Raw genomic sequence first — 22533 nt, forward strand, 5'->3', positions numbered from 1 at the left:
TCAGCTCACCCACCCGAACGTGATGGACAGCGGGACGGAGACGAAGCCGAGCGTCACGAGCCCGGCGACGGTGTTGGCGAGGCCGCGCAGCGCGCGCTCGCTGCGGGGCGTGCGCAGGCCGAGCGTCTGGAACGCGCTCCAGATGCCGTGCCGCAGGTGCAGGCCGACGAGCAGCAGCGCGGCGACGTACCAGACGGTCACGTACCAGCGGGAGGCGTCGAAGTCGGCGACCATCCGCTCGTACGGGGTGGCCTCGGAGCCCTTGGGGTTGACCACGAAGAAGGTCAGGTCCAGCAGGTGCCAGACGACGTAGAACGCGATGATGACGCCGCCGTACCGCATCGTGTGGACGGCGTAGCCCTGCGCGTGCGACTTCTTCTTCGACTGGTACTTCACCGGGCGCGCGTGCGCGGCGCGCTTGCCGAGCGATATCGCCGACCACATGTGCAGGACGACGGAGACGGTGAGCACGACCTCGATCAGGGTCAGGACGGTGCGGCGCGGCACCGCGGGCTCGCCCATCGTCCGCAGCCAGTGCGCGTAGTGGTTGAACTCCTCCGCACCGAGGAAGATCTTCAGGTTCCCCACCATGTGCGCGACCAGGTACAGCACCAGAATGCCGCCGGTCACGGCCATCACGGCCTTCTTGCCGACGGTCGACCGGTAGATCGCAGGTATCGCTATAGCCACCTCGCGACCGTACGTCTGCCTGGGGAAAGAGTTCCAAGTCATCAGAGAACTCGTGGCGATAGCCGCAGGCTATGAAGCGAGCGGCGGGGCCACCTGGCGCGTTCCGGGACGGCCGCGAAGGTGAGTGACCTCATAGTCGGGCCGGGAACTCGGCACTCCGGTGACGCAGCCGACATTGACGACCACGCGCGGGATCAGGCGGGCGTGCCCTGCCGGGACAGCAGCAGGACGGCCAGGTCGTCGGTGAGGGAGTCGCCGTTGAGCCGCTCCACCTCCGTGACCAGCTCGTCGATCAGCGAGCGGCCCTTCGCGCCCCGGCCGCTCGCGACCCGCGCCAGCTCCACCAGCCCGTCGGTGCCGAGCCGCTCGGAGCCCCGGCCGACGCGTCCCTCGATGAGGCCGTCGGTGTAGAGCATCAGGCCCCAGCTCTCGCCGAGGTCGATCTCGGTGGTCGGCCACTCGGCGCCGGGCAGCAGGCCGAGCGCGGGGCCGTGCGCGTACTCCGGCAGCGCCGCGACCTCGGCGCCGCCCGGGCGCTCGCGGAACAGCAGCGGCGCGGGGTGCCCCGCCAGATGCATCCGGGCGGTCCGCCGGGACGGCGCGATGGTGATCATGCAGAGCGTGGTGAAGATCTCCTCGCTGCGCCGCTCGTGCCCGAGGACGCTGTCGAGGGTGCCGAGGAGCTGCTCGCCGGTGTGCCCGGCCAGCACGAGCGTCCGCCAGGCCATCCGGAGCTGGACGCCGAGCGCGGCCTCGTCGGGCCCGTGCCCGCACACGTCGCCGATCATCAGGTGCACCGCGCCGCCCTCGGTCTGCACGGTGTCGTAGAAGTCGCCGCCGAGCAGCGCGCGGCGGCGTCCTGGGCGGTAGCGGGTGTGGTGCCGCAGCGACGGGTCGTCGATCAGCGGGACGGGCAGCAGCCCGCGCTCCAGCCGGGCGTTCTCGCGCCCGAGGATGCGCGCCTCGACCAGCCGCCGCTCGGTCTCCTCGGCGCGCTTGCGCTCGATCGAGTAGCGGATCGCGCGGGCCAGCAGCGGCCCGTCGACCTCCTGCTTGACGAGGTAGTCCCCGGCCCCGGCGGCGACCGCGCGGACGCCGAGATGGGAGTCGTTCAGGCCGGTCAGCACGACGACGGCGGCATCGCCCGACATCGCGAGCACGCGGCGCAGCCCGTCCAGCCGGTCGATGCCGGGGGCGGACAGGTCGACGATGATGCACTGGGTGCGGCGGGTCAGCCTGCGCCGCGCGGCCGGCAGGTCGCCCGCGACGGTGATCTGGATGTCCAGGCCGCTGTCGGCGAGCATCTTCTCGACCATGAGGACGTCTTCGGGGTCGCCGTCGATGAGGAGCAGGTCGATCCTGTCCTCGGCCCCTGGCGCCAGGGCGGACGTCTGGTGACTCGTTGTGCTCACAAGGCTTCCGGAGGTCGGGGCTGACGACGGCACTGGCAACGGCCGGACCGTTCCGGTTTATTCCTGCGCGCAGGAGGGCGGGCCCGGGCCTCGCCGGGCCAGCGGCCTCTCCCTGGCCGCGAGGGTCCCGGCTCATGGTGCGGTGAGATTTTCACTCCGTACGTCCCGACTTTAGCGCCTCGGCTCGCCCTGACGCATCCCCCGCGACCGTCACCGCACGGACGCGCCGAGACCCCGCCCACGCGGGGGAGGGGCCTTGACCGCTCCACTTACGGGCGCGGCGCCGCCCCGGAAAATCGGTCGACCTTCCGGGCGGCCGTGTCTATGTTCGTCCGGTGAGATCGTTGCCGGAGACCGACCCTGGCAGCCCCGACCACGAAACCCCTGCCCGCTACCTGCTGTGGCTGCTGCGCCGGCAGTGGCGCACCGGTGTCGCGGGCGCGTCCCTCGGTGTGGTCTGGATGCTGAGCCAGGCCCTGATGCCCGCCGCCATCGGCCGCGCCATCGGCGACGGCATCGTCGCGCGCGACGGGAGCGCGCTGCTGGTCTGGGCGGCCGTGCTCACCGTGCTCGGCGTGACGCAGGCGGTGAGCGGCGTCCTGCGGCACCGGTTCGCGGTGTTCAACTGGCTGTCGGCCGCGTACCGGACGGTGCAGGTCGTCACCCGGCAGTCCACCCGGCTCGGCGCGACGCTGCCGAAGCGGACGAGCGCGGGCGAGGTCGTGAGCATCGGGCTCTCGGACGTCGCGCACCTCGGCGAGGCCATGGACATCGTCGCGCGCGGCACCGGCGCGGTCGTCGCGATCGTCGTGGTCGCGGGCATCCTGCTCGCCACCTCGCCGCAGCTCGGCCTGATCGTGCTGGTGGGCGTCCCGCTGATCCTGGTGGCCGCGGCGCCGCTGCTGCGCCCCTACCGCGAGCGGGAGGCGGCACACCGCGAGCTCGTCGGCGAGCTGAGCGGCCACGCCACCGACCTCGTCGCGGGCCTGCGGGTGCTGCGCGGCATCGGCGGCGAGCCGCTGTTCTCCGGCCGCTACCGCGCGGAGTCGCAGCGGGTGCGGGCCGCCGGGGTGGCGGCCGCGCGGGCGGAGACGCGGATGAACGGCGCCGAGGTGCTGCTGCCCGGCCTGCTGATCGCGCTCGTGACGTGGGTCGGCGCCCGGTTCGCCGCCGACGGCGCGATCGGCGTGGGCGAGCTGGTCGCCTTCTACGGCTACGCGGTGTTCCTGATCGTCCCGCTGAAGACGCTCGGGGAGATGGCGGGCAAGGTCACCAAGGGGCTGGTCGCGGCGGGCCGGGTGAAGGCGCTGCTGGACGTCGAGCCCGCGCTGCCGGACACCGGGACGGCGCGTCCGGCGGCGCCCGCCGAGCTGACCGACATCGCCTCCGGGCTGGTCGTGCGGCCGGGACGGGTGACGGCGGTCGCGGCGGCCGACCCGCGCGACGCGCAGGCCATCGCCGACCGGCTCGGCCGGTACGAGGAGGGCGAGGTCGACTTCGGCGGCGTCCCGCTCCAGGCGGTCGCGGACGTGCGGAAACGCGTCCTGGTGGCGGTGAACGAGGACCGGCTGTTCTCCGGGCCGCTGGCCGAGTCGCTCACCCCGCCGTCCGCGCCGGACGACGGCGGCGCGGCGCTCCGGGCGGCGATCCGCGCCGCGTGCGTCGAGGACGTCGTCGACACCACCGGCCTGGACGCCCACGTCGCCGAGGCGGGACGGGAGTTCTCCGGCGGCCAGCAGCAGCGCCTCCGCCTCGCGCGGGCGCTGCTGGCCGACCCGGAGGTCCTCGTCCTGGTGGAGCCGACGAGCGCGGTCGACGCGCACACCGAGGCGCGCATCGCGGGCCGGCTCGGCCCGGCCCGCGCGGGCCGCACCACCGTCGTGTGCACGACGAGCCCGCTGGTGCTGGACCGCGCCGACCACGTCGCCTTCGTCCAGGACGGCCGGGTCGTCGCCGAGGGCGCCCACCGCCACCTGCTCGACGCCGAGCCGCGCTACGCGAACGTCGTCACCAGGGGCGAGACGAGCGAATCCGAGACCCACACGGAAGGAGCGGCGAGATGAGCGCCGAGGCGCTGCCGGTCGCGACGCCCACGCAGGTGCGGACGTACGCGCGGCGGCTCGTCGTGCGGCACCCGCGCGCGCTCGCCCTGGTGCTGGCGCTGCACGCGCTGGCCGCCGCGACGGGCCTGGTGACGCCGCGGCTGCTCGGCGAGCTGGTCGAGGGCGTCCGCGACGGGCGGGCCGCCATCGACACCGTCGGCGTCGCCATCGCCGGGTTCGTGATCGTCCAGGCCGTGCTGACCCGGTACGCCTACTTCGCCTCGGCCCGGCTCGGCGAGCGGGTGCTGGCCGAGCTGCGGGAGGAGTTCATCGACCGCGTCCTGGCGCTGCCGCTGTCGCGGGTCGAGCGCGCGGGCACCGGCGACCTCGTGACCCGCGCGTCCCGCGACGTCGACGAGCTCGCCTCGTCGGTCCGGTACGCGCTGCCCGAGACGCTCGTCGCGATCGTCGTGGCCGGGCTCACCGCCGGGGCGCTGCTGCTGACCGGCCCGCTCGTCGCGCTGCCCGCGCTGGTCACCGCGCCGCTGCTGTGGGCGGTGATGCGCTGGTACCTGCCCCGCGCCCGGGGCGGCTACCTGCGGGAGAACGCGGCGTGGTCGGAGGTCGCGGACGGGCTGACCGAGACCGTCCAGGGCGCGCGGACGGTCGAGGCGCTCGGCCTCGCGGGCCGCCGGCACGCGCGCGGCGACGCCGACATCGCGAAGTCCTACCGCGCCGAGCGGTACACGCTGCGGCTGCGGATGGTGCTGCTGCCCGCCGCCGAGCTCGGCCTCGTGCTGCCGGTCGTGGCGACGCTGGTGACCGGCGGGTTCCTCTACATCCACGGCCACGCCTCGCTCGCGCAGGTGACCGCCGCGACCCTGTACGCGCAGCAGCTCATCGAGCCGGTCGACGTCGTGCTGTTCCGGCTGGACGAGCTCCAGCTCGGCGGCGCGTCGCTGGCCCGGCTGCTCGGCGTCGGCCACGTCCCGGCCGACCGCGAGCCGGGGAGCCGCGTGCCCGAGGGGGAGCGGCTGACGGCGCGCGGCGTCCGCTACGCCTACCGGCCGGGGCAGGACGTCCTGCACGGCGTCGACCTGGACCTCAGACCGGGGGAGCGGCTGGCGATGGTCGGGCCGAGCGGCGCGGGCAAGTCCACGCTCGGCCGCCTGCTCGCCGGGGTGGACGGCCCGCGCGCGGGCGCGGTCACGGTCGGCGCGGACGGCGGCGTCCCGCTCGTCGAGCTGCCGCTGGACGACCTGCGCGGCCATGTCGCGCTCGTCACGCAGGAGCACCACGTGTTCCAGGGCACGCTGCGCGACAACCTCGCGATGGCCCGCCCGGACGCGTCCGACGCCGACATGGCGCAGGCACTGGAGGCCGTCGACTGGGACGGCCCCGGCCTCGACGCCCGTGTCGGCGCCGGCGCCGACGGCCCGGACGCCGCGACGCTGTCGCCCGCGCAGGCGCAGCAGCTCGCGCTCGCGCGGCTCGTCCTCGCCGACCCGCACACGCTGGTGCTGGACGAGGCGACCTCGCTGCTCGACCCGCGCGCCGCGCGCCGCCTGGAGCGCTCGCTCGCCGCCGTCCTGGACGGCCGGACCGTCGTGGCGATCGCGCACCGCCTGCACACCGCCCACGACGCCGACCGCGTCGCGGTGGTGGAGGACGGCCGCGTCACCGAGCTCGGCACCCACGACGAGCTGATCGCGCGCGACGGCTCCTACGCGTCGCTGTGGGCGTCCTGGCACGGCGCCCCCTGACCCGCGGGCGTGGCTCGCCCGCGGGTGGGGGAGCGCGTCAGCGGGCCAGGGCCGTCTTCAGGTAGTCGACCTGGATCAGCAGGAGGTTCTCGGCCACCACCTCCTGCGGCGTCATGTGCGTGACGCCCGACAGCGGCAGGACGGTGTGCGGGCGCCCCGCCGCCACCAGCGCCGACGACAGCCGCAGCGTGTGCGCGGCGACCACGTTGTCGTCCGCCAGCCCATGGATGATCATCAGCGGCCGCTCCAGGTCGCCGGCCATCTCGACCAGCGAGTTCGCGGCGTAGCCCTCGGGCTCCTCGTCGGGGTGGCCGAGGTAGCGCTCGGTGTAGTGGGTGTCGTACAGGCGCCAGTCGGTGACCGGCGCCCCGGCGATGCCCACGTGGAACACGTCCGGGCGGCGCAGCACGGCGAGGCCCGCGAGCCAGCCGCCGAACGACCAGCCCCGGATGCCGACCCGGTCGAGGTCCAGCGCGTCCGGGTGGTGCCGCGCCGCCTCGACGAGCGCGGTGATCTGGTCGTCCAGCACGGGCCCGACGAAGTCGCCGCGCACCTCCCGCTCCCACGCCGGGCCCCGCCCGGGCGTCCCGCGCCCGTCGGCGATGACGACGGCGAAGCCCTGGTCGGCCAGCCACTGCGCCTCGCAGTACATCCGCTGGACGGCGAGGACGCGCTGCGCGTGCGGCCCGCCGTAGGGGTCGAGCAGCACGGGCAGCCGCCCGTCGCCCGGCTCCCAGCCGGTCGGCAGCAGCACGGCGGTCCGGATCTCCCGGTCGCCGGCGCGCAGCAGCTCGACCCGCGGCGTGATCACCGGGGTCTCGGCGAGCGAGGCGACCACGTGCGTCCCGGACGGCCCGCGCACCTCCGCCTCCGACCCCGGGGCGTCGAGCCGCGCCCCCGTGACCACGGTGACCGCACCGGAGCGGGCCCCGCTGAACACGCCCTGGCCCTCGCTGATCCGCGACACCTCGCCGGCGTCGTGGGAGTAGAGGTGGATCTCGGTCGGATCCTCGGACGCGGTGAACAGGATCGAGGTGTCCTCGACCCCGAGCACCGACCGCACCTGGAGCCCGGGCGGCGTGACCGGCTTGCCGCCGACCGTGATCCGCCGTGTGCCGGTCTCGTGGTCCTCGGTGATCCAGACGAGGTCGCCGCCGCCCGTCCGCGCCGGGATGCCCGGCACGATGTCGGTCCACACCGCGTCGTGCTCGTTGTGCAGCAGCACGGTCTCGCCGTTGGACGGGTCGACCTTCAGCACCCGCTGGGACCGCTGGTCGCGCGGCTGCACGACGATCAGCAGGCCGTGCCGGTCCCACGCGGCCGTCACGAGGTAGGGGAACTCGCCGCGGTCCCACGCGACCGCGACGCGGCGGCCGTCCACCTTGAGCAGCACGAGCGAGACCAGCGCGTTCGGCGTGCCGGCGGCCGGGTAGGCGATCTCGGCGGGCGGTCGCTCGGGGTTGGCGGGATCGGCGATGTGCCAGCGCTGCACGGGTGTCTCGTCGACCCGGGAGACCAGCAGCGTCCCGCCGTCCGGCGACCACCAGTAGCCGCGCATCCGGTTCATCTCCTCGGCCGCCACGAACTCGGCGAGGCCGTAGGACACCTGCTCGGTCTCGGGCTGGACGAGCGCCCGGTCGCCGGTGCCGTCCATTTCGATGATCCGCAGCGTCCGGCCCGAGACGTAGGCCACGCGGCGCCCGGCCGGGTCGGGGCGCGGGTCGAACACCGGCGCCTGCGCGGGCAGCTCCCGCACCCGCCCGGCCTCGAGGTCCGCCACGTAGAGGCGCCCGCCGAGCGCGAACACCGCCTGCCGCATGGCGCGGTCGGTCGCGTACCCGACGACGCCGCCCGCCTGCTCGCGGGCGCGCTCGCGCCGGGCCCGCTCCTCGGCGGGCAGGTTCTCCTCGCCCGGGACGTCCAGCGCGGCCGGGTCGGCGACCAGCCGCTCCTCGCCGGTGGCGGTGTCCAGCGTCCACAGGCAGGTCACCGGGTCGTCGCCGGCGCGGGTGCGCAGGAAGGCCACGCGCCCCCCGTCCGGCGCGATCTGGAAGGCGCGCGGGACGCCGAGGGTGAACCGCCGGGTGCGGGCGCTCTGCCGCGGATAGCTGATGCTCATGGCACCAGAGTCTGCCAGCCCGTCGCCGGGCCCGAAGTAGGCGCACGGCGGGCCCGCCGGCCCTATGATCACGGGTCGTCGCCGTGCGGACATCGAACCCCCCGTGGCCGGGTCCGCGCTCGCGTAAGCTCGAAGCTTCCTCAACCACGTTGTCGTCGCGGGCGCAGAAGGAGTGGTCCATGCCGGAGCTGCAGCCGGGAGATCCCCGGCGGCTTGGCTCGTACGAGATCGTCGACCGGCTCGGAGAGGGCGGCCAGGGCGTCGTCTACGCGGGCGTCGACGCCTCCGGGAACCGGGCCGCGATCAAGCTGCTGCGCGCCGACCTGGCCGGTGACGCCGCCGCGCGCAACCGGTTCGTCCGCGAGGCGCAGGCCGCCAAGCAGGTCGCGCGGTTCTGCACCGCGCAGGTGCTGGAGGCCGACGTCGCGGGCGACCAGCCCTACATCGCCAGCGAGTACGTCCCGGGCCCCTCGCTGTACAAGCAGGTCACCGAGCAGGGGCCGATCACCGGCGCGCCGCTGGACCGGCTCGCGATCGGCACCGCGACCGCGCTGGTGGCGATCCACCAGGCGGGCATCGTGCACCGCGACTTCAAACCGCACAACGTGATCATGGCCCCGGACGGCCCCCGGGTGATCGACTTCGGGATCGCGCGGGCCCTGGACACCGGGCAGACCGCCGCGACCAAGGCGATCGGCACCCCGTCCTACATGGCGCCCGAGCAGGTCGCGGGCGCGACGCTCACCGAGGCGGTGGACGTGTGGGCGTGGGCGACCACGCTGGTGTTCGCCGCGACCGGCCACCCGCCGTTCGGCGACGACACGGTCGTCGCGGTGATCAACCGGGTGATGCACGAGCCGCCGTCGCTGGAGGGCGTGCCCGCCGACCTGCACCGGATGATCGCCGCGTGCCTGGTCAAGGAGCCCGAGCGGCGGCCGACCGCGCAGCAGCTGATGATGGCGCTGATCGGCAGCGGCCCCGGCGGCGCCGGGGCCGCCGGGGCCGGGGCCGCCGGGGTCGGGCAGACCCGCATGGACGACCCGGCGCAGGCCACCTCCCTGCTCGCGGAGGGCTCGACGCTCGCCGCCGGCGCGGGCGCCGCCGCCGCGATGCCGCGCGCCGGGGGCCCGCCCGGCGGCCGGACGCAGCGCGTGTCGCCCGCCGACTACACCGGGACGCTCCCGCCCGCCGGCGGGCCCCCCTACGCGGGCCGCAACCAGGGCGCCGGCTACGGCGACTACGAGCCGCGCCGCAAGTCCCGGCTGCCGATCGTCGCGGCCGTGCTCGCGATCCTCGTGCTCGCGCTGGTCGTGGGCGTGGCCATGGCCAAGCGCGGGGGGAACGATCCGAGCTCGCCCGTCACGCCGACGGTCTCGGAGAGCGAGTCGGAGTCGCCGACCCCGACCGACGACGAGTCGGAGGAGCCGACGCCGACCCGGATCCCGACCCGCCGCCCGACGCGGGAGCCGACCCAGGAGCCGACGACCGAGCGGCCCTCCTCCGACACCCCGTCCACCAGCCAGAAGCCGCCCACGAGCGAGAAGCCGACGAGTGAGAAGCCGCCGGCCTCGCAGTCGCCCGGAGGCGGAGGCGGAGGCGGAGGCGGCGGTGCCGGTGGCGGCGGCGCGGGCGGTGGCGGCTCCAAGCCGCTCACCGGCGAGTGAGGGCGCGGGCCCTCCTCGCGGGGAGGGCGGTCATCGCCGGAGCGCCGCGTCCTGAGTAGGCTCGGTGACTATGAAGGAGCCGCGGATCCTGTTCGTCCACGCCCATCCGGACGACGAGTCCATCGGGACCGGGGCGACCATGGCCAAGTACGCCGCCGAGGGCGCCCACGTCTGTCTCGTCACCTGCACGCTGGGCGAGGAGGGCGAGGTCATCCCCGACGATCTGCGCCATCTCGCCTCCGACAAGGAGGACGCCCTCGGCGAGTACCGGATCGGGGAGCTCGCGGCGGCCTGCGCGGCCCTCGGCGTCCGGGACCACCGCTTTCTGGGCGGCGCCGGCCGCTGGCGCGACTCGGGCATGATGGGCGCCCCCACCAACGACGATCCGCGCTGCTTCTGGCGCGCGGACCCCGAGGAGGCCGCCCCCGACCTCGCCGCCGTCATCCGCGAGGTCCGGCCGCAGGTGATCGTCACCTACGACGACCGGGGCAACTACGGGCATCCCGACCACATCCAGGCGCACCGCGTGACCAGGCGCGCCTACGAGATGGCGGCCGACCCGTCCCATGACGACGGCGCCGAGCCGTGGCGGGCCGCGAAGTTCTACGCCTACGCCACGCCGCGCACCGTCCTCGCCCGCGCGATCGCGGTGATGCGCGAGGCGAAGCTGCCGTTCGCGCGCGTCGCCGGGCTCGACGAGCTGGGCTCCGGCGTCCGCGACGACAAGGTCACCACGGTCGTGGACGCCCGCGCCCACCTGCCCGCCAAGCTCGCCGCGCTGCGCGCCCACCACACCCAGATCGTCGTCGCGCCCGAGCAGGTCGGCCCGTACTTCGCGCTGTCGAACAACCTCGGCCAGCAGGCCTTCGGCACCGAGTACTTCGTGCTGGAGGACGGCGAGCTCGGCCCGCTCGGCCCGGGCCGCCGCGAGCGCGACCTGTTCGCCGGGCTGGCGGACGCGCGTGACTGAACGGCTGGATACGCTGGCGGGCGTGGACGAGGACGACGAGGCCCGCGACAGCGCCCCCGGCCAGGCGCGCACGGCGGCGGGCGCGACCCCGGCCGAGGCGCCCCCGGACGAGACCGCCGCGTCGCGCGCGGGCCGGGGACCGGTCGAGACGCTGCTGTCCGGCGCCGCCTACGTGGTCGTCGGGGTGCTCGGCGGGGTAGTCGGGCTGCTCGGCTCCTACTCGCAGGGCTGGACGGCCGGCGATGTCCCGGCCGCGTCGATCGTGCTCATCGCCGTGGTGTTCGCGACGGTGCGGCTGTCGGGCTGGGGCATGGGCGGCCGGATCGGCGCGACGGTCCCGGCGGTCGTGTGGGGGATCGTGGTGTTCGTCATGTCGACGCGGCGCCCCGAGGGCGACCTCGTCGTCCCGGCGACCCTCTCCGGGTACGTCTACATCATCGGCGGCATGCTGGCCGCCGTGCTCGGTGTGGCGCGCGTTCCCGCGGCCGGGCCGCCCGGCCAGTGGCTGCTGGGAAGGGCGGCCCGCAACCGCGGATAGGGGCAGTGTTCATTAAGTCCCGGCCCACGCCCCTCGCCTGGCGGCTCGGGGCGTGACCGTGCCTTCGGCGGGCGCGGCATCGCTTCGCGATCTTCGCGGTGGGGCTCGCCTCCGGCGTCGCCCCACCGCTCAGCTACGCGCCCGCACGACGGCCGAGGCCACTTCGAAACACGCCCTGGGCGTGCGGGTAGGGTGGCCGCCTTGTGAGCGATGATTCCCCCGGGCCGCCCGCGCCGGGCCTCGACCGGGCGCTGTTCCGGCAGGTCGCGGGCAGGTTCGCGACCGGCGTGGCGATCGTCACGACCGTCGCGGACGGCGCCGACCACGCGATGACGGTGAACGCCTTCACGTCGGTGTCGCTGGAGCCGCTGCTCGTCCTCGTCTGCGTCGAGCGGGTCGCGCGCTTCCACGACGTCGTGCTCGCGAGCGGCCGGTGGGCGGTGTCGGTGCTCGCCGCGGACATGCGGGACGCCTCCGAGTGGTTCGCGACGCGCGGCCGGTCCCTGGACGGCGGGCTGCGCGGCTGGCCGCACACCCGCGGCCCCGCCACCGGCGCCGCGGTCCTGGACGGCGCGCTCGGCGTCCTGGAGTGCCGGACGCACGCCGTCCACGACGGCGGGGACCACAGCATCGTGGTCGGCGAGGTGCTCACGCTCCAGGTCCCCGACCCGGACGGCCGCCCTCTCATCTACTACGGCGGCGCCTACCACGCGCTCTGACAGGGCTCTGACACGGCGAGGGCCCCTGCCGCTGGGCGCGGCGGGGGCCCTGTGCTGCTTCGGCGGGACGCGTCAGTGCGCGACCGGCGCCGCTTCGGCCGCCGTGCCGGTCGGCGCGGCCGAGCGGTAGCCCTTGACGCCGAGGCACGCGGCGGCGGCCATCATGATCACCGCGATCGGCAGCGCCATCGTCGGCTTCATCGCGTGGACGAAGCCGTGCGAGAACACCTGCCCGGCGACTTCCTGGACGCGGTGCGCCACGCTCGGCGGGATGCCGGGCGGGAGCTTCTGCGCCGCGCCGGTCTGCCCGGCGCCGACCTCCAGACCGCCCTTGGCGGCGTTGGCGAAGCCGTCCACGAAGCCGCCCCGCACGTTGGGCGGGAGGGCTGCGGACCGGGTGGCCGCCTCGTCCTTCAGCGAGGACGCGAGCTGGTTCTGGAGGATCGCGCCGACCGCCGCGCTGCCGAGCACCGACCCGATCTGCCGGGTCGTGTTGTTGACGCCGGACGCGGCGCCCGCGAGCCGGGGTGGCACGTTCCGGGTCGCCTCGGTCGCCATCGGCGCGAACACGCCGCCGACGCCGAGCCCGCACAGCGCGAACGGGGCGATGAACGACGGCCAGCCCATCCCGACGTCCACGATCGCGACGATCCACAGCATGCCCGCCCCGTAGAGCAGCAGGCCCGCCATCAGAATGAACTTGCCGCCGATGCGGTCGGACATCTTGCCCGCGACCGGCGCGAGGAACATCGACACCACCGAGGACGGCGCCATCACGAGCCCGGCCTTCAGGGCGCTGTAGCCGAGCACCGACTGCATGTAGATCGTGATCGGCAGGAACATCCCGATCATGCCGACCGACACGGCCGCGCCGACGAAATTCAGGATCGTGAAGTTGCGGTCGCGGAACAGCGAGAACGGGACGAGCGGCTCCCCGTCCTGCTGGGAGCGCTGGTAGATCCCGAAGATCACGAACAGCGCGAGCCCGGCCGCGATCAGCCCCCAGATGCCCTCGTTCCACTCGTACTTCTGGCCTTCGGTGAGCGCGAACGTCAGGCAGAACAGCGCGGCCGAGACCAGCGCCACCCCGGCGATGTCGAAGCGGTGCCGGACGGTCGGCGTGTGCGCGGGCAGGATCGGGACCGCCATCGCCAGCACGAGGATGCCGATCGGCAGGTTCACGAAGAAGATCCACCGCCAGTCGAGGCTGGTGACCAGCAGGCCGCCGAGGGTCGGGCCGGCGATCGTCGACACGCCCGCGACCGCGCCCCAGACGCCGAGCGCGGCCCCGCGGCGCTCGGCCGGGAACACGCCGATGATGATCGACATGGTCTGCGGCATCAGCAGCGCGGCGCCGAGCCCCTGGATCGCGCGGGCGATGATGAGCTGGGTCGGGGTCTGGGCGATCCCGCAGGCCAGGCTGGACACCGTGAACAGCGCCACCCCGGCGATGAACAGGTTCTTCTTGCCCAGCAGGTCGCCGAGCCGGCCGGCGGTGATCAGCAGCACCGCCAGCACCAGGACGTAGGCGTTGACGACCCACAGGACCTCGTCCAGCGAGGCGTCGAGCTTGTCGATCATGCTGGGGATCGCGATGTTCACGATCGTGAGGTCCAGCAGCGTCATGAAGAACCCGAGGGAGAGCGTGAGCAGGATCGCCCACGGGTTGCCGCGCCATCTACTCATGAGGTCCCCTTTTCGGTGGAGTGCGCGTCGTGGTCGTGGCGGCGCCCGTACTCGGCGGGCGCGGTCGTGGGGCCGGCGTCGTCCTTCCAGGTGAGCCGCCCGGACTCCAGGTCGTCGGCGAGCCCCCTGACGAAGTCCAGCTCGGCCCGGACGCGGGCGATCGTCCACTCGTGGTCGATCAGCTTGTAGCGGTCGATACCGCGCTTGCGCAGCGAGTCCTGGGCGGTCTGGTGCCCGGCCAGCTCGGCCTCCAGGGAGATCACCCGGAACCGGAGCTGCTGCTCGACCTCGCGCTCGGGCAGCAGGTTGAGGAAGGCGAGCCCGGCGCCGAGCAGCGGGAACTCCTGGGCGGGCTTGGCCAGCAGCTCGGCCAGCCGGTCGCAGGCGGCGTCGCGTCCGGCGCTCGTGACCGCGTAGACGGTGCGCTCGGGCCGGCGCCCCTCCCGGCTGGTCTCCAGCGGCTCGATGAGCCCGGCGCCGGTGAGCCGCTCCACCGCGTGGTAGAGCGAGCCGTGCGTGATCTTCACGGCGCTGTCGTAGGCGTGGTCGCGGATGCGCTGCTGCATCTCGTACGGGTGCATGGGCCCGTCGCACAGCATGCGCAGGACGGCCAGCGCGAGCGGCGTGAGGGGTCGGGACATGGCGGTGCCTTGTGGTCGACGTCGATTAGTCCGGCCAGACTAATCCATCTAGACCGCTGTCACTACATGTTATTCATGTCCGACATGTCGGGCGAGGTCGGCGCACGGGGGTCCGCCCAGGTCAACGTATGGAGTCCGCCCGGGTCAGCGCACGGAGTCGACCGCGTTCGCCGCGCCGTTGCGGGTGACGTAGTCGCCGACCCGGTCCTCCCGGACGGCGCGGAACAGCTCCCGCGCCCGCCCGTCGTCCAGCAGCACGACGCTCTGCCCCGCGCGGGTGCCCGTCCCGGCGACCGGCGCGGTGAGGTACTCCATCAGCGAGATCCGGGTCAGCCGCCGGGCGAGGCCGCGCAGCGTCCCCGACGTCACCGAGTCGTCCACGCTCACCGACCGGGTCGTCGCGCGCACGAACCGGTCGATCTTGATCGGGTTGCGGGTGTCCATCGCCTTGTCGGCGAGCGCGTGCAGGAACGCCTGCTGGCGCTTGATCCGGTCGAGGTCGCCGCCGGGCAGGTTCCAGCGCTGCCGGACGAAGTCGAGCGCCGCCACGCCGTTCAGGTGCTGGCGCCCGGCGGGCCAGGTGCGGTCGTGCATGGGGTCGTGCGTCTTCTGGACGATGGTCACGTCCACGCCGCCGAGCGCGTCCGTCATCTTCACGAACCCGCCGAAGTCGAGCGCCGCGTAGTGGTCGACGCGCACGCCGGTGAGCTGCTCGACGGTGCGGATCAGCAGCGGCGGGCCGCCGTAGGCGAAGGCGGCGTTGATCTTGGTGGTGCCGTGCCCGGGGATCGCGACGTAGCCGTCCCGGGGGAGCGCGACCACCGACACCCGGTCGCCGCGTCCGGCCAGGTGGACGAGCATGATCGTGTCGGCGCGGGCGCCCATCGCGGGCTGGTCGGCGCGCCGGTCCGAGCCGATCAGCAGCCAGTTCTCGCCGCGTCCGGAGGCGGGCCGCCCGCCCCCGCCGGGCAGCGCGCCCGCGATCCGCCGCACCTGCCCGTCGTAGGCGCGTTGCAGCAGGTAGGCGCCGCCGCCCAGCAACAGCAGGGCGCCCACCGCCAGCGCGCCGCAGCCGATCAGGACCCGGCGCCTTCTCCCGCTCTCCAGCATGCGCCCAGCCTGCCCGCGCGCGCCCGCCCGGGCGGTGCGACGGGCAGGCGGCGGGGAAGACTTTGACGAACCTGGAGCTTCCCTCAGCCCGCCATGGACCCGCGCCCCGAGCCCGGCAACGGGCCGGGCAGGTCAGTCCTTGAGGGCGATCTCCAGGCGGTCGAGCGCCCAGTCGAGGTCCTCGCGGCTGACGACCAGCGGCGGCGCGAGCCGGATCGTGGTCTCGTGCGTCTCCTTCGCGAGCACGCCGAGCCCCATCAGCCGCTCGCTGACGGGCCGCGCGAGGCCGGCCAGCTCCACGCCCGCCCACAGCCCGCGTCCGCGCACCTCGCGGACGACGTCGCCGGGCAGCGCGCCGAGCCGCTCGTGCAGGTGCGCGCCGAGCGTCCTGGAGCGTTCCTGGTACTCGCCGGTCCGCAGGATCGCGATCACCTCGCGTCCGATCGCGCAGGCGAGCGGGTTCCCGCCGAACGTCGAGCCATGCTGGCCCGGCTTGAACACGCCGAGCACGTCGGCGTCGGCGACGACCGCCGACACGGGCATGATGCCGCCGCCGAGGGCCTTGCCGAGGATGTACACGTCCGGGACGACGCCCTCGTGCTCGACCGCGAACGTCGTGCCGGTGCGTCCGAGCCCCGACTGGATCTCGTCGGCGATCATCAGCGCGCCGCTCGCCGTGCACAGCTCCCGCACCGCGCGCAGGAACCCGCTCGGCGGGACGTTCACGCCCGCCTCGCCCTGGATCGGCTCGATCAGCACGCCGACGGTGAGGTCGTCCATCGCCGCCTTGAGCGCGTCGACGTCGCCGTAGGGGACCGTCCGGAACCCGGGCGTGTACGGGCCGTAGGACTCCTTGGCGTCCGGGTCGGTGGAGAAGCTGATGATCGTGGTGGTGCGGCCGTGGAAGTTGCCCTCGAACGTGATGATGTTGGCCTGGTCGGCGGGGACGCCGCGCACCTCATACCCCCACTTGCGGGCGGTCTTCAGCGCGGTCTCGACGGCCTCGGCGCCGCTGTTCATCGGCAGCACCATGTCCTTGCCGCACAGCTCGGCGAGCTCGGTGACGAACGGGCCGAACTGGTCGTGCTCGAAGGCGCGGCTGACCAGCGTGACGCGGTCGAGCTGGCGGCGCGCGGCCGCGAGCAGGCGCGGGTTGCCGTGCCCGAAGTTGACCGCCGAGTAGGCGGCCAGCATGTCCAGGTAGCGGTTCCCCTCGACGTCGGTCAGCCACGCCCCGTCGGCCTCCGCGACCACGATCGGCAGGGGATGGTAGTTGTGCGCGCTGTGCTCCTCGGACATCGCTCGCAACTCGTCGGTGGTCGTCACGACGCTCCTTCGCGCTCGGCCCCGGCCGGCCCGGCCGGGGGCATGCCTGGGACGCCGGGCGGCGGCCCGGCGCCGAAGGGGGTGACCGGGCGGGAGAGGGGTGGCCGCCGGTCCACTCCCAGCGTATGTTCGGCATCAATCGCCGACCAATGACGAAAACCGACTTCGGGGGTGGTGTTTGTTGCGTCTTGACGACCTGGACCGTCGAATCGTTGCGCGGCTCCTGGAGGACGGCCGTGCCTCCTACGCGCAGATCGGCGCCGTCGTGGGGCTGTCGGCCCCGGCGGTCAAACGGCGCGTCGACCGGCTCCGCGCCGACGGGGTGATCAACGGGTTCGCCGCCGTCGTGGAGCCCGCCGCGCTCGGCTGGACGACGGAGGCGTTCATCGAGATCTTCTGCACCGGCGCGACGTCGCCGGAGGAGATCTACTCCAGCGTGCGCGGCCACCCCGAGGTGGTCGCGGCGTACACGGTCAGCGGCGACGCGAGCGCGCTCGTGCACGTCCGGGCCCGCGATATCCAGCACCTGGAGCAGGCGCTGGAGCGGCTGCGCCGCGAGGACAACATCACGGCGACGAAGACGGCGATCGTGCTGTCGCGGCTGATCGGCCGCCCGATCGACGCGCCGTCCACGTGAACCGGAGCCGCTTGGAGCGGGGCCGTGCGGCGGTCAGCGCCCGCGCCGCAGATCCGGCCGGGTGACGGGCGGCGCGGCGAACACCCCGTGCGGGGGCGGCGCGGCCGGGGGCAGGATGATGGGCCGGGTGGACCGGCCGAGCCTCGCCGCCGGGACCGTCCCGGCCGCGGGGACGTCGCGTCCCGGCGGCTCGGCGCGGTAGGCGGGCAGGAGCGCGGCGACGTCGGACGGCAGCCAGCCCGGCCCGGGCGCGTCCGCGTCGAGGTCGGCGAGGCGGTCGGGTTCGCCGGCGAGGCAGCGCGCGATGGGATCGCGCAGCTCGTCCGGGCAGGCGTCGAGGCCCGCCGCGTCGTCGCGGACGTAGCGTCCGGTGGCGGCGTGGAGCGCGACGCGTCCGAGGTGCGGCACGTCGTCGGCCGGTGGGCCCGCCGGGTCGGGTGCTCCGAGGGCGTCGAGGCGGGGCCCGTCGCCGATCAGGTGCACGGTGGACGCGGTGACGTCGCCATGCGCGATCCCGGCGTCGTGGAGGGCCTGGAGCGCCTCCGCGAGCGACCTCGCCAGCGTCCGCACGGCGGGGACGGGCAGCGCGCCCGCCTCGGCGACCGCCCGCGCGAGCGACGGGCCGGGCGCGTGCTCGGTCGCGACCCAGGCGCCGGTCTCGTCGGCGTGCCCGTCGAACACGGCGGCGAGGTGGGGGCTCCGCACGCGCTGGACGGCGGCGATCCGCGCGTTGAGGCGGCTCCGGAACCCGGGATCGTCCGCGAGCCGGGACGGGAAGCGCCGGATCGCGAGCCGCAGGCCGCTCTGCGTCGTCGCCACATAGACCGTTCCCGCGCCCGCGTCTCCGACCGCGCCGTCGCGGAGCCGGGCGAGTACGCGGTAGCCGCCGACCAGCGCGGGATCGCCCGGGCGGAGCGGCTCGTACGCGGGCGGCGGAGCGGGGGACTGCATCGGGGCCCTCCTGGGAGACTGGCCGGGTGCCGGCGGCCTGATCGCCCGATGTTAACCTCCGGGACGCGCGGAGGGGGCCCGCCCGCCGCGCGCTACCGAACGGCAGGTCTCGTACGCATGGACTTCATCACCGCCGACCTCATCGACGACTTCGACGCCGAGCTGCGCAGCTGCGAGACGCAGTTCCGGCAGTACGGGGCGCGGGCCTCGTTCGCCGGGCCGGTCTCGACCGTCCGCTGCCACCGCGACAACGGCCTGGTGAAGCGGGTGCTGAACACGCCGGGCGGCGGCGGTGTCCTCGTCGTGGACGGGGCGGGCTCGCTGGCGTCCGCGCTGCTGGGCGACATGATCGGCGCGGCGGCCGTGGCGAACGGGTGGGCGGGGGTCGTGATCAACGGCGCGGTCCGGGACGTGGCGGCGCTGCGCACGCTCGACCTCGGCGTGAAGGCGCTCGGCTCGAACCCGCGCAAGAGCGCCAAGGACGGGGCGGGCGAGACCGGCGTTCCGGTGTCGTTCGGGGGCGTGGAGTTCCGTCCGGGGGACTGGCTCTACAGCGACGAGGACGGCATCGTCGTCGCGGACCGACAGTTGCGCTGACGTCGCTGTCCGCTGCCCGAAAACGGATGGAGCCTCCCCGTCTGGGCGGTTCATGCCAGCCATCCCGCCAGAAGCTCGTACAAGTCGGCCATTGAACCGGGGACGGCGCTGTCTTTACCTTCAGGCAACGACTGAGACAGGGGAGACATGCGCGCCAAGAAGACTCTGTTGGTGCCCGCGGCGGCGTTGACGCTGCTGGCGGGACTCGCGGCCGCGCCGGCCGCCGCGCAGGCGAGACCTCCGATCCCGGAGCCCACCGCGAACCCGTGGCAGATGCGCCACTGGCCGCAGACCCAGCCGTGGCAGCGCGGTCAGGAGGCGCGGACGTTCGCGAAGAAGGGGGACCCGCGCCCCATCGACCCGCAGAACTACGAGCTGCCGGACACGATGACGTGGGACGACTACAAGCCGGTCCCGGACACCTCGTGGTCCGACCCGTCCCGCAAGGGCTCGATCAAGAACTTCAAGGGCGCGGTCGTGCTGGTCGACTACGCCAACCAGCCGTTCGTGGTGACGCAGCCGAAGAACTCGACCATCTTCGGCAACCCGACCGTCGTCGGCGACGTGCCGCGCGCCCAGGTCGCGAAGTTCTACGAGGAGTTCCTCAACAAGCCGCAGAAGCTGAACAACGGCCACACCATCCACGAGTACTGGATGGAGGACTCCGGCGGACGCTACGGGGTCGACCTCACCGGTTTCGGCGCCTACAAGATGCCCGCCAAGAGCCACGAGTACGGCGTGGACGACATGCAGGGCGGCACGGGATGCCCGGCCGGCGACACCTGCCGCCGCGACATCCGCAAGGACGCGCGCGCCGCGTGGATCGCCGACGTCGGCGAGGAGACGGCCAAGAAGTTCGACTTCGTCTTCTTCCTCAGCGCCGGGCAGGACGAGTCGTCCACCTGGCAGGAGTTCGGCCAGATGAAGTTCAACACCAAGGAGGACGTGCCGCCGGAGTGGGGCTCCGGTGACCCCGCCCTCCCGAACTGGGTGCAGACCCGCTACGTCCCGTGGACGTCGTGGAAGGCGGGCTCCACGATCTGGCCGAACGCCGTCACGGGCAGCTCCACGCAGGCGGAGAGCTCCGGCATGGGCGTGTTCGCCCACGAGTTCAGCCACATCCTCGGCATCGGCGACAACTACAACAACCCGTACGGCGTGCCGCCGCGGCGCGCGTACACGGGCCCGTGGGAGATGCTGAGCCGCGGCAGCTTCAACGGCCCGGGCGGCCCGCACAGCCGCTGGACGATCCCGGCGACCGGCGGCGGCTCGATGGGTGCGCAGCACACGCTCCGCAACAAGCTGAAGCTCGGCATCGTCGACCCGGAGAAGGTGCTCCAGCTCAACCGCGACACGCTGGCCAAGGACGGCACGGTCGTCGCGAAGGTCACGGCGCGCGCCGTCGAGCCGGGCAAGGGCGAGCTGGCGGGCATCAACCTGAAGTTCGGCACCGGCGGCGACAAGAGCCCCGGCTGCAACCCCTCGACCGACCCGCTGTGCGACGGCGACGCCAAGCACAAGTACGACAACTACACGGTCGAGGTCGTCGACCGGATGGGCTTCGACTCCTTCACCCCGGACTCCGGCGTGCTGCTGTCCAAGACCAAGAACCGCGACGACGCCCCGTTCATCTGGGTCAAGGACGCCAACCCGCAGGACATCGACAAGGTCGACTTCGTCCGCCCGGACGGCACGCCGCAGAAGATGACGATCGGCGACTACCGCCAGCTCTCGGACGCCCTGTACCACGCGGGCACGAACTCCGGCAGCCAGTACGAGTACGTCGACCAGGAGAACCGGCTGCACTTCTACATCCTGGACCTGAAGCGCGACGACAAGGGCGTCCTGTCCTACACGGTCGCGATCCGCTCGCTGGACGGCGCGGGCTCGCAGCAGCGCGGCGTGAAGGTCGACTCCGGTGACTCGACCCCGGCCGGCTCCGGCTGGGAGAAGTGCACGATGCGGATCAACAACAAGGGCAAGGGCGGAACCGGCTACTACGGTTCCGACGTGTTCCGGCTCAAGGCCGCCGTGAGCGGCAACGGCTGGACGACCTGGCTGCCGAACGCGCTCGCCAGCGCGCCGCAGCAGGGCGGCACCGCGGTCGAGGTCTGGGCCAAGCCCGGCCCGAACGCCGACCGCAAGGCGAAGATCACGCTCACCGGCACCTCGGAGAGCGACCCGACCAAGACCGACTCGGGGACCTGCCGCCTGCCCTGACCCGTTCCTCCCTTTCCTGACGGGGCGGTCTCCTTTCGAGGGGGCCGCCCCGTCGGCATGCCGGGATGTGCGGGCCGACGTGCGGGTCGACGTGCGGGCGCCGTGCCGGGTTGGCACCGGTGACGTAATGGTCAGCGAAACTAAAGTTGCACTCCCCGGGAGATGTCGCCGCCGTCGTCGGGCGCCCACCTGGGATACGTTGCGCCATGTGATGATCATGCAGCGTAGAGTGGCGGTCGGTGCGGCGCGTCGTCGCGGTGCGGTGCTCGGCCGGTGTCCGGCGGCCGTGGTGCTCGTGGCGGGCGTCTCCCTCGCCTCGGTCGCCATCGCCCCCGCCTTCCCGGGGCAGGCGGTCGCCGCCCCTCGTCCGAGCGACATGGAACTCGGACGCGGCCCCGGCCTCGGGCTCCCGCTGCGCGTGCTCGACGGCACGCTCCGCCGGAGCAGCGTGGACGCGCTGATCAACTCCTCCGGCCAGCGGAAGCTCGGCGGAGGCTGCGGCGGGCCAGCGGGCGTGCCGTCCGGGTCCCGCGTGTACTGCTGGGACCACCAGGACGCCACGACCGGGGTGTGGGTGCCGCAGGGCGTCACGAGCGTCTCGGACGCGCTGCGCGGCGAGCGGTTGAGCGGCGGCGGCCGTCCGATCCTTGTGTCCTGGCACGACCAGGGCAGCACGCGGGTCACGTTCGTCAACCCCGACCGGCACACCTACCGGCACGTCCTGCTCGTCGAGCCCGCCGTGGAGGACGGCCGCGTCACCTACCGCGACATCGACGTCCACGCGGGCGGCATCGCCTGGTACGGCGACGAGCTGTACGTCGCCGACACCCGGCACGGGCTCCGCGTGTTCGACCTGCGGCAGATCTTCGACCTGGCCAGGAGCGCGGCGGGCTCGACCGAACACGACGGCATGGTCGGGCTGCACGGCGGCAAGTACTACGGCCACGGCTTCCGCTACGTCATGGCGCAGACAGGGAGTTGGCGCTACACCGGGGGCAGCGCCGGGCCGAAGTGCCGGGGCACGGGCCCGATGCGGACGTCCTGGCTGTCCCTCGACCGGACGGCGTCCCGCCCGGTGCTCATCGCGGGCGAGTACTGCCGCCCCTCCGCGCCGCAGGGCCGGGTGGTGACCTGGCCGCTGGGCGGGCTGACCGGCGACGGCGACCGCGTCCGCCCCGACTGGGCCGGGACGCTGCCCGCCGACAAGATCCAGGGCGCGCTCAGGACGCACGGCCAGTGGTGGTTCACCCAGAACCGGGGCGGCGAGCGCGGCCTGCTCCTCAGCACGCGCCGCGACGGGTCCGGCTGGGCGCGGCTGACGCGCCGCACCATCTCGCACGGCCCGGAGGCCCTGACCTGCTACCGGGGCCAGCACCGCATCTGGACGGTCGCCGAGCACGCCAACAAGCGCGCACTGTGGGGCCTCACGGCACCTGCCTGCCACTGAC

Annotated in this window: 18 protein-coding genes; 10 read left to right on the forward strand and 8 right to left on the reverse strand. The window is 73.9% G+C overall.

The window, feature by feature from the left end:
• Positions 1-690 carry a succinate dehydrogenase cytochrome b subunit gene (locus tag K2F47_RS02455; protein WP_308198355.1) on the reverse strand — a complete coding sequence of 230 codons (690 nt, stop codon included), beginning with the start codon at positions 688-690 and terminating at the stop codon, positions 1-3.
• Between the two features lie 194 nt (positions 691-884).
• Positions 885-2102, reverse strand: a complete 1218-nt coding sequence (locus tag K2F47_RS02460; protein ID WP_242901000.1) for a PP2C family protein-serine/threonine phosphatase — start codon at positions 2100-2102, stop codon at positions 885-887.
• A gap of 335 nt (positions 2103-2437) precedes the next feature.
• Between K2F47_RS02460 and K2F47_RS02465 the strand changes: the two genes are divergently transcribed.
• Both K2F47_RS02465 and K2F47_RS02470 read left to right on the forward strand, forming a co-directional pair.
• Entirely contained in the window at positions 2438-4165 is a 1728-nt protein-coding gene (locus tag K2F47_RS02465) for an ABC transporter transmembrane domain-containing protein (RefSeq protein ID WP_242901001.1), read from the forward strand.
• Positions 4162-5907 carry an ABC transporter ATP-binding protein gene (locus K2F47_RS02470; RefSeq protein ID WP_242901002.1) on the forward strand — a complete coding sequence of 582 codons (1746 nt, stop codon included), beginning with the start codon at positions 4162-4164 and terminating at the stop codon, positions 5905-5907. Before K2F47_RS02465 ends, K2F47_RS02470 begins: the two co-directional genes overlap by 4 nt.
• Before the next feature lie 37 nt (positions 5908-5944).
• Here the strand turns inward: K2F47_RS02470 and K2F47_RS02475 are convergent, their stop codons facing one another.
• The gene (locus tag K2F47_RS02475; protein WP_242901003.1) at positions 5945-8026 is read right to left on the reverse strand and encodes a S9 family peptidase; all 2082 of its coding nucleotides are present in this window, start codon (positions 8024-8026) and stop codon (positions 5945-5947) included.
• A gap of 179 nt (positions 8027-8205) precedes the next feature.
• Between K2F47_RS02475 and K2F47_RS40395 the strand changes: the two genes are divergently transcribed.
• From K2F47_RS40395 to K2F47_RS02495, 4 genes are all read left to right on the forward strand, one after another.
• Positions 8206-9690: a serine/threonine protein kinase gene (locus K2F47_RS40395; RefSeq protein WP_272496412.1), complete on the forward strand. Its 1485-nt coding sequence runs from the start codon at positions 8206-8208 to the stop codon at positions 9688-9690.
• A gap of 70 nt (positions 9691-9760) precedes the next feature.
• Entirely contained in the window at positions 9761-10660 is a 900-nt protein-coding gene (gene mshB, locus K2F47_RS02485; RefSeq protein ID WP_242901004.1) for an N-acetyl-1-D-myo-inositol-2-amino-2-deoxy-alpha-D-glucopyranoside deacetylase, read from the forward strand.
• Positions 10661-10682: 22 nt separating this feature from the next.
• A complete protein-coding gene (locus K2F47_RS02490) occupies positions 10683-11198 on the forward strand; it encodes a DUF6113 family protein (RefSeq protein WP_242901005.1) in 516 nt (171 codons plus the stop codon).
• Between the two features lie 203 nt (positions 11199-11401).
• Positions 11402-11917, forward strand: coding sequence for a flavin reductase family protein (locus K2F47_RS02495; RefSeq protein ID WP_242901006.1), 516 nt, complete (start codon positions 11402-11404; stop codon positions 11915-11917).
• Between the two features lie 72 nt (positions 11918-11989).
• Here the strand turns inward: K2F47_RS02495 and K2F47_RS02500 are convergent, their stop codons facing one another.
• The 4 genes from K2F47_RS02500 to rocD form a co-directional block, all read right to left on the reverse strand.
• Positions 11990-13603: a DHA2 family efflux MFS transporter permease subunit gene (locus K2F47_RS02500; RefSeq protein WP_242901007.1), complete on the reverse strand. Its 1614-nt coding sequence runs from the start codon at positions 13601-13603 to the stop codon at positions 11990-11992.
• Positions 13600-14244, reverse strand: coding sequence for a PadR family transcriptional regulator (locus tag K2F47_RS02505; protein ID WP_242901008.1), 645 nt, complete (start codon positions 14242-14244; stop codon positions 13600-13602). Before K2F47_RS02505 ends, K2F47_RS02500 begins: the two co-directional genes overlap by 4 nt.
• A gap of 144 nt (positions 14245-14388) precedes the next feature.
• Complete coding sequence (locus K2F47_RS02510; RefSeq protein ID WP_242901009.1) at positions 14389-15354, reverse strand: LCP family protein; 966 nt, start codon at positions 15352-15354, stop codon at positions 14389-14391.
• Positions 15355-15486: 132 nt separating this feature from the next.
• Entirely contained in the window at positions 15487-16653 is a 1167-nt protein-coding gene (gene rocD, locus K2F47_RS02515) for an ornithine--oxo-acid transaminase (protein ID WP_242902541.1), read from the reverse strand.
• A 208-nt stretch (positions 16654-16861) separates the two neighbouring features.
• On the opposite strand from rocD, the gene K2F47_RS02520 reads away from it, so the two are divergent.
• Positions 16862-17317 (forward strand): Lrp/AsnC family transcriptional regulator, encoded by a 456-nt coding sequence (locus tag K2F47_RS02520; RefSeq protein ID WP_242901010.1) that lies wholly within the window; start codon positions 16862-16864, stop codon positions 17315-17317.
• Positions 17318-17350: 33 nt separating this feature from the next.
• On the opposite strand, the gene K2F47_RS02525 is transcribed toward K2F47_RS02520, so the two are convergent.
• Complete coding sequence (locus tag K2F47_RS02525; RefSeq protein WP_242901011.1) at positions 17351-18268, reverse strand: protein kinase domain-containing protein; 918 nt, start codon at positions 18266-18268, stop codon at positions 17351-17353.
• A gap of 117 nt (positions 18269-18385) precedes the next feature.
• Between K2F47_RS02525 and rraA the strand changes: the two genes are divergently transcribed.
• From rraA to K2F47_RS02540, 3 genes are all read left to right on the forward strand, one after another.
• Positions 18386-18865 (forward strand): ribonuclease E activity regulator RraA, encoded by a 480-nt coding sequence (gene rraA / locus K2F47_RS02530; protein WP_242901012.1) that lies wholly within the window; start codon positions 18386-18388, stop codon positions 18863-18865.
• 147 nt (positions 18866-19012) lie between these two features.
• Positions 19013-21085: a M6 family metalloprotease domain-containing protein gene (locus K2F47_RS02535; RefSeq protein ID WP_242901013.1), complete on the forward strand. Its 2073-nt coding sequence runs from the start codon at positions 19013-19015 to the stop codon at positions 21083-21085.
• Between the two features lie 217 nt (positions 21086-21302).
• Positions 21303-22532: a hypothetical protein gene (locus K2F47_RS02540; protein ID WP_242901014.1), complete on the forward strand. Its 1230-nt coding sequence runs from the start codon at positions 21303-21305 to the stop codon at positions 22530-22532.
• Position 22533 lies beyond the last annotated feature (1 nt).

It is taken from the genome of Actinomadura terrae (genome assembly GCF_022751215.1).
Lineage (GTDB): Bacteria > Actinomycetota > Actinomycetes > Streptosporangiales > Streptosporangiaceae > Spirillospora > Spirillospora terrae.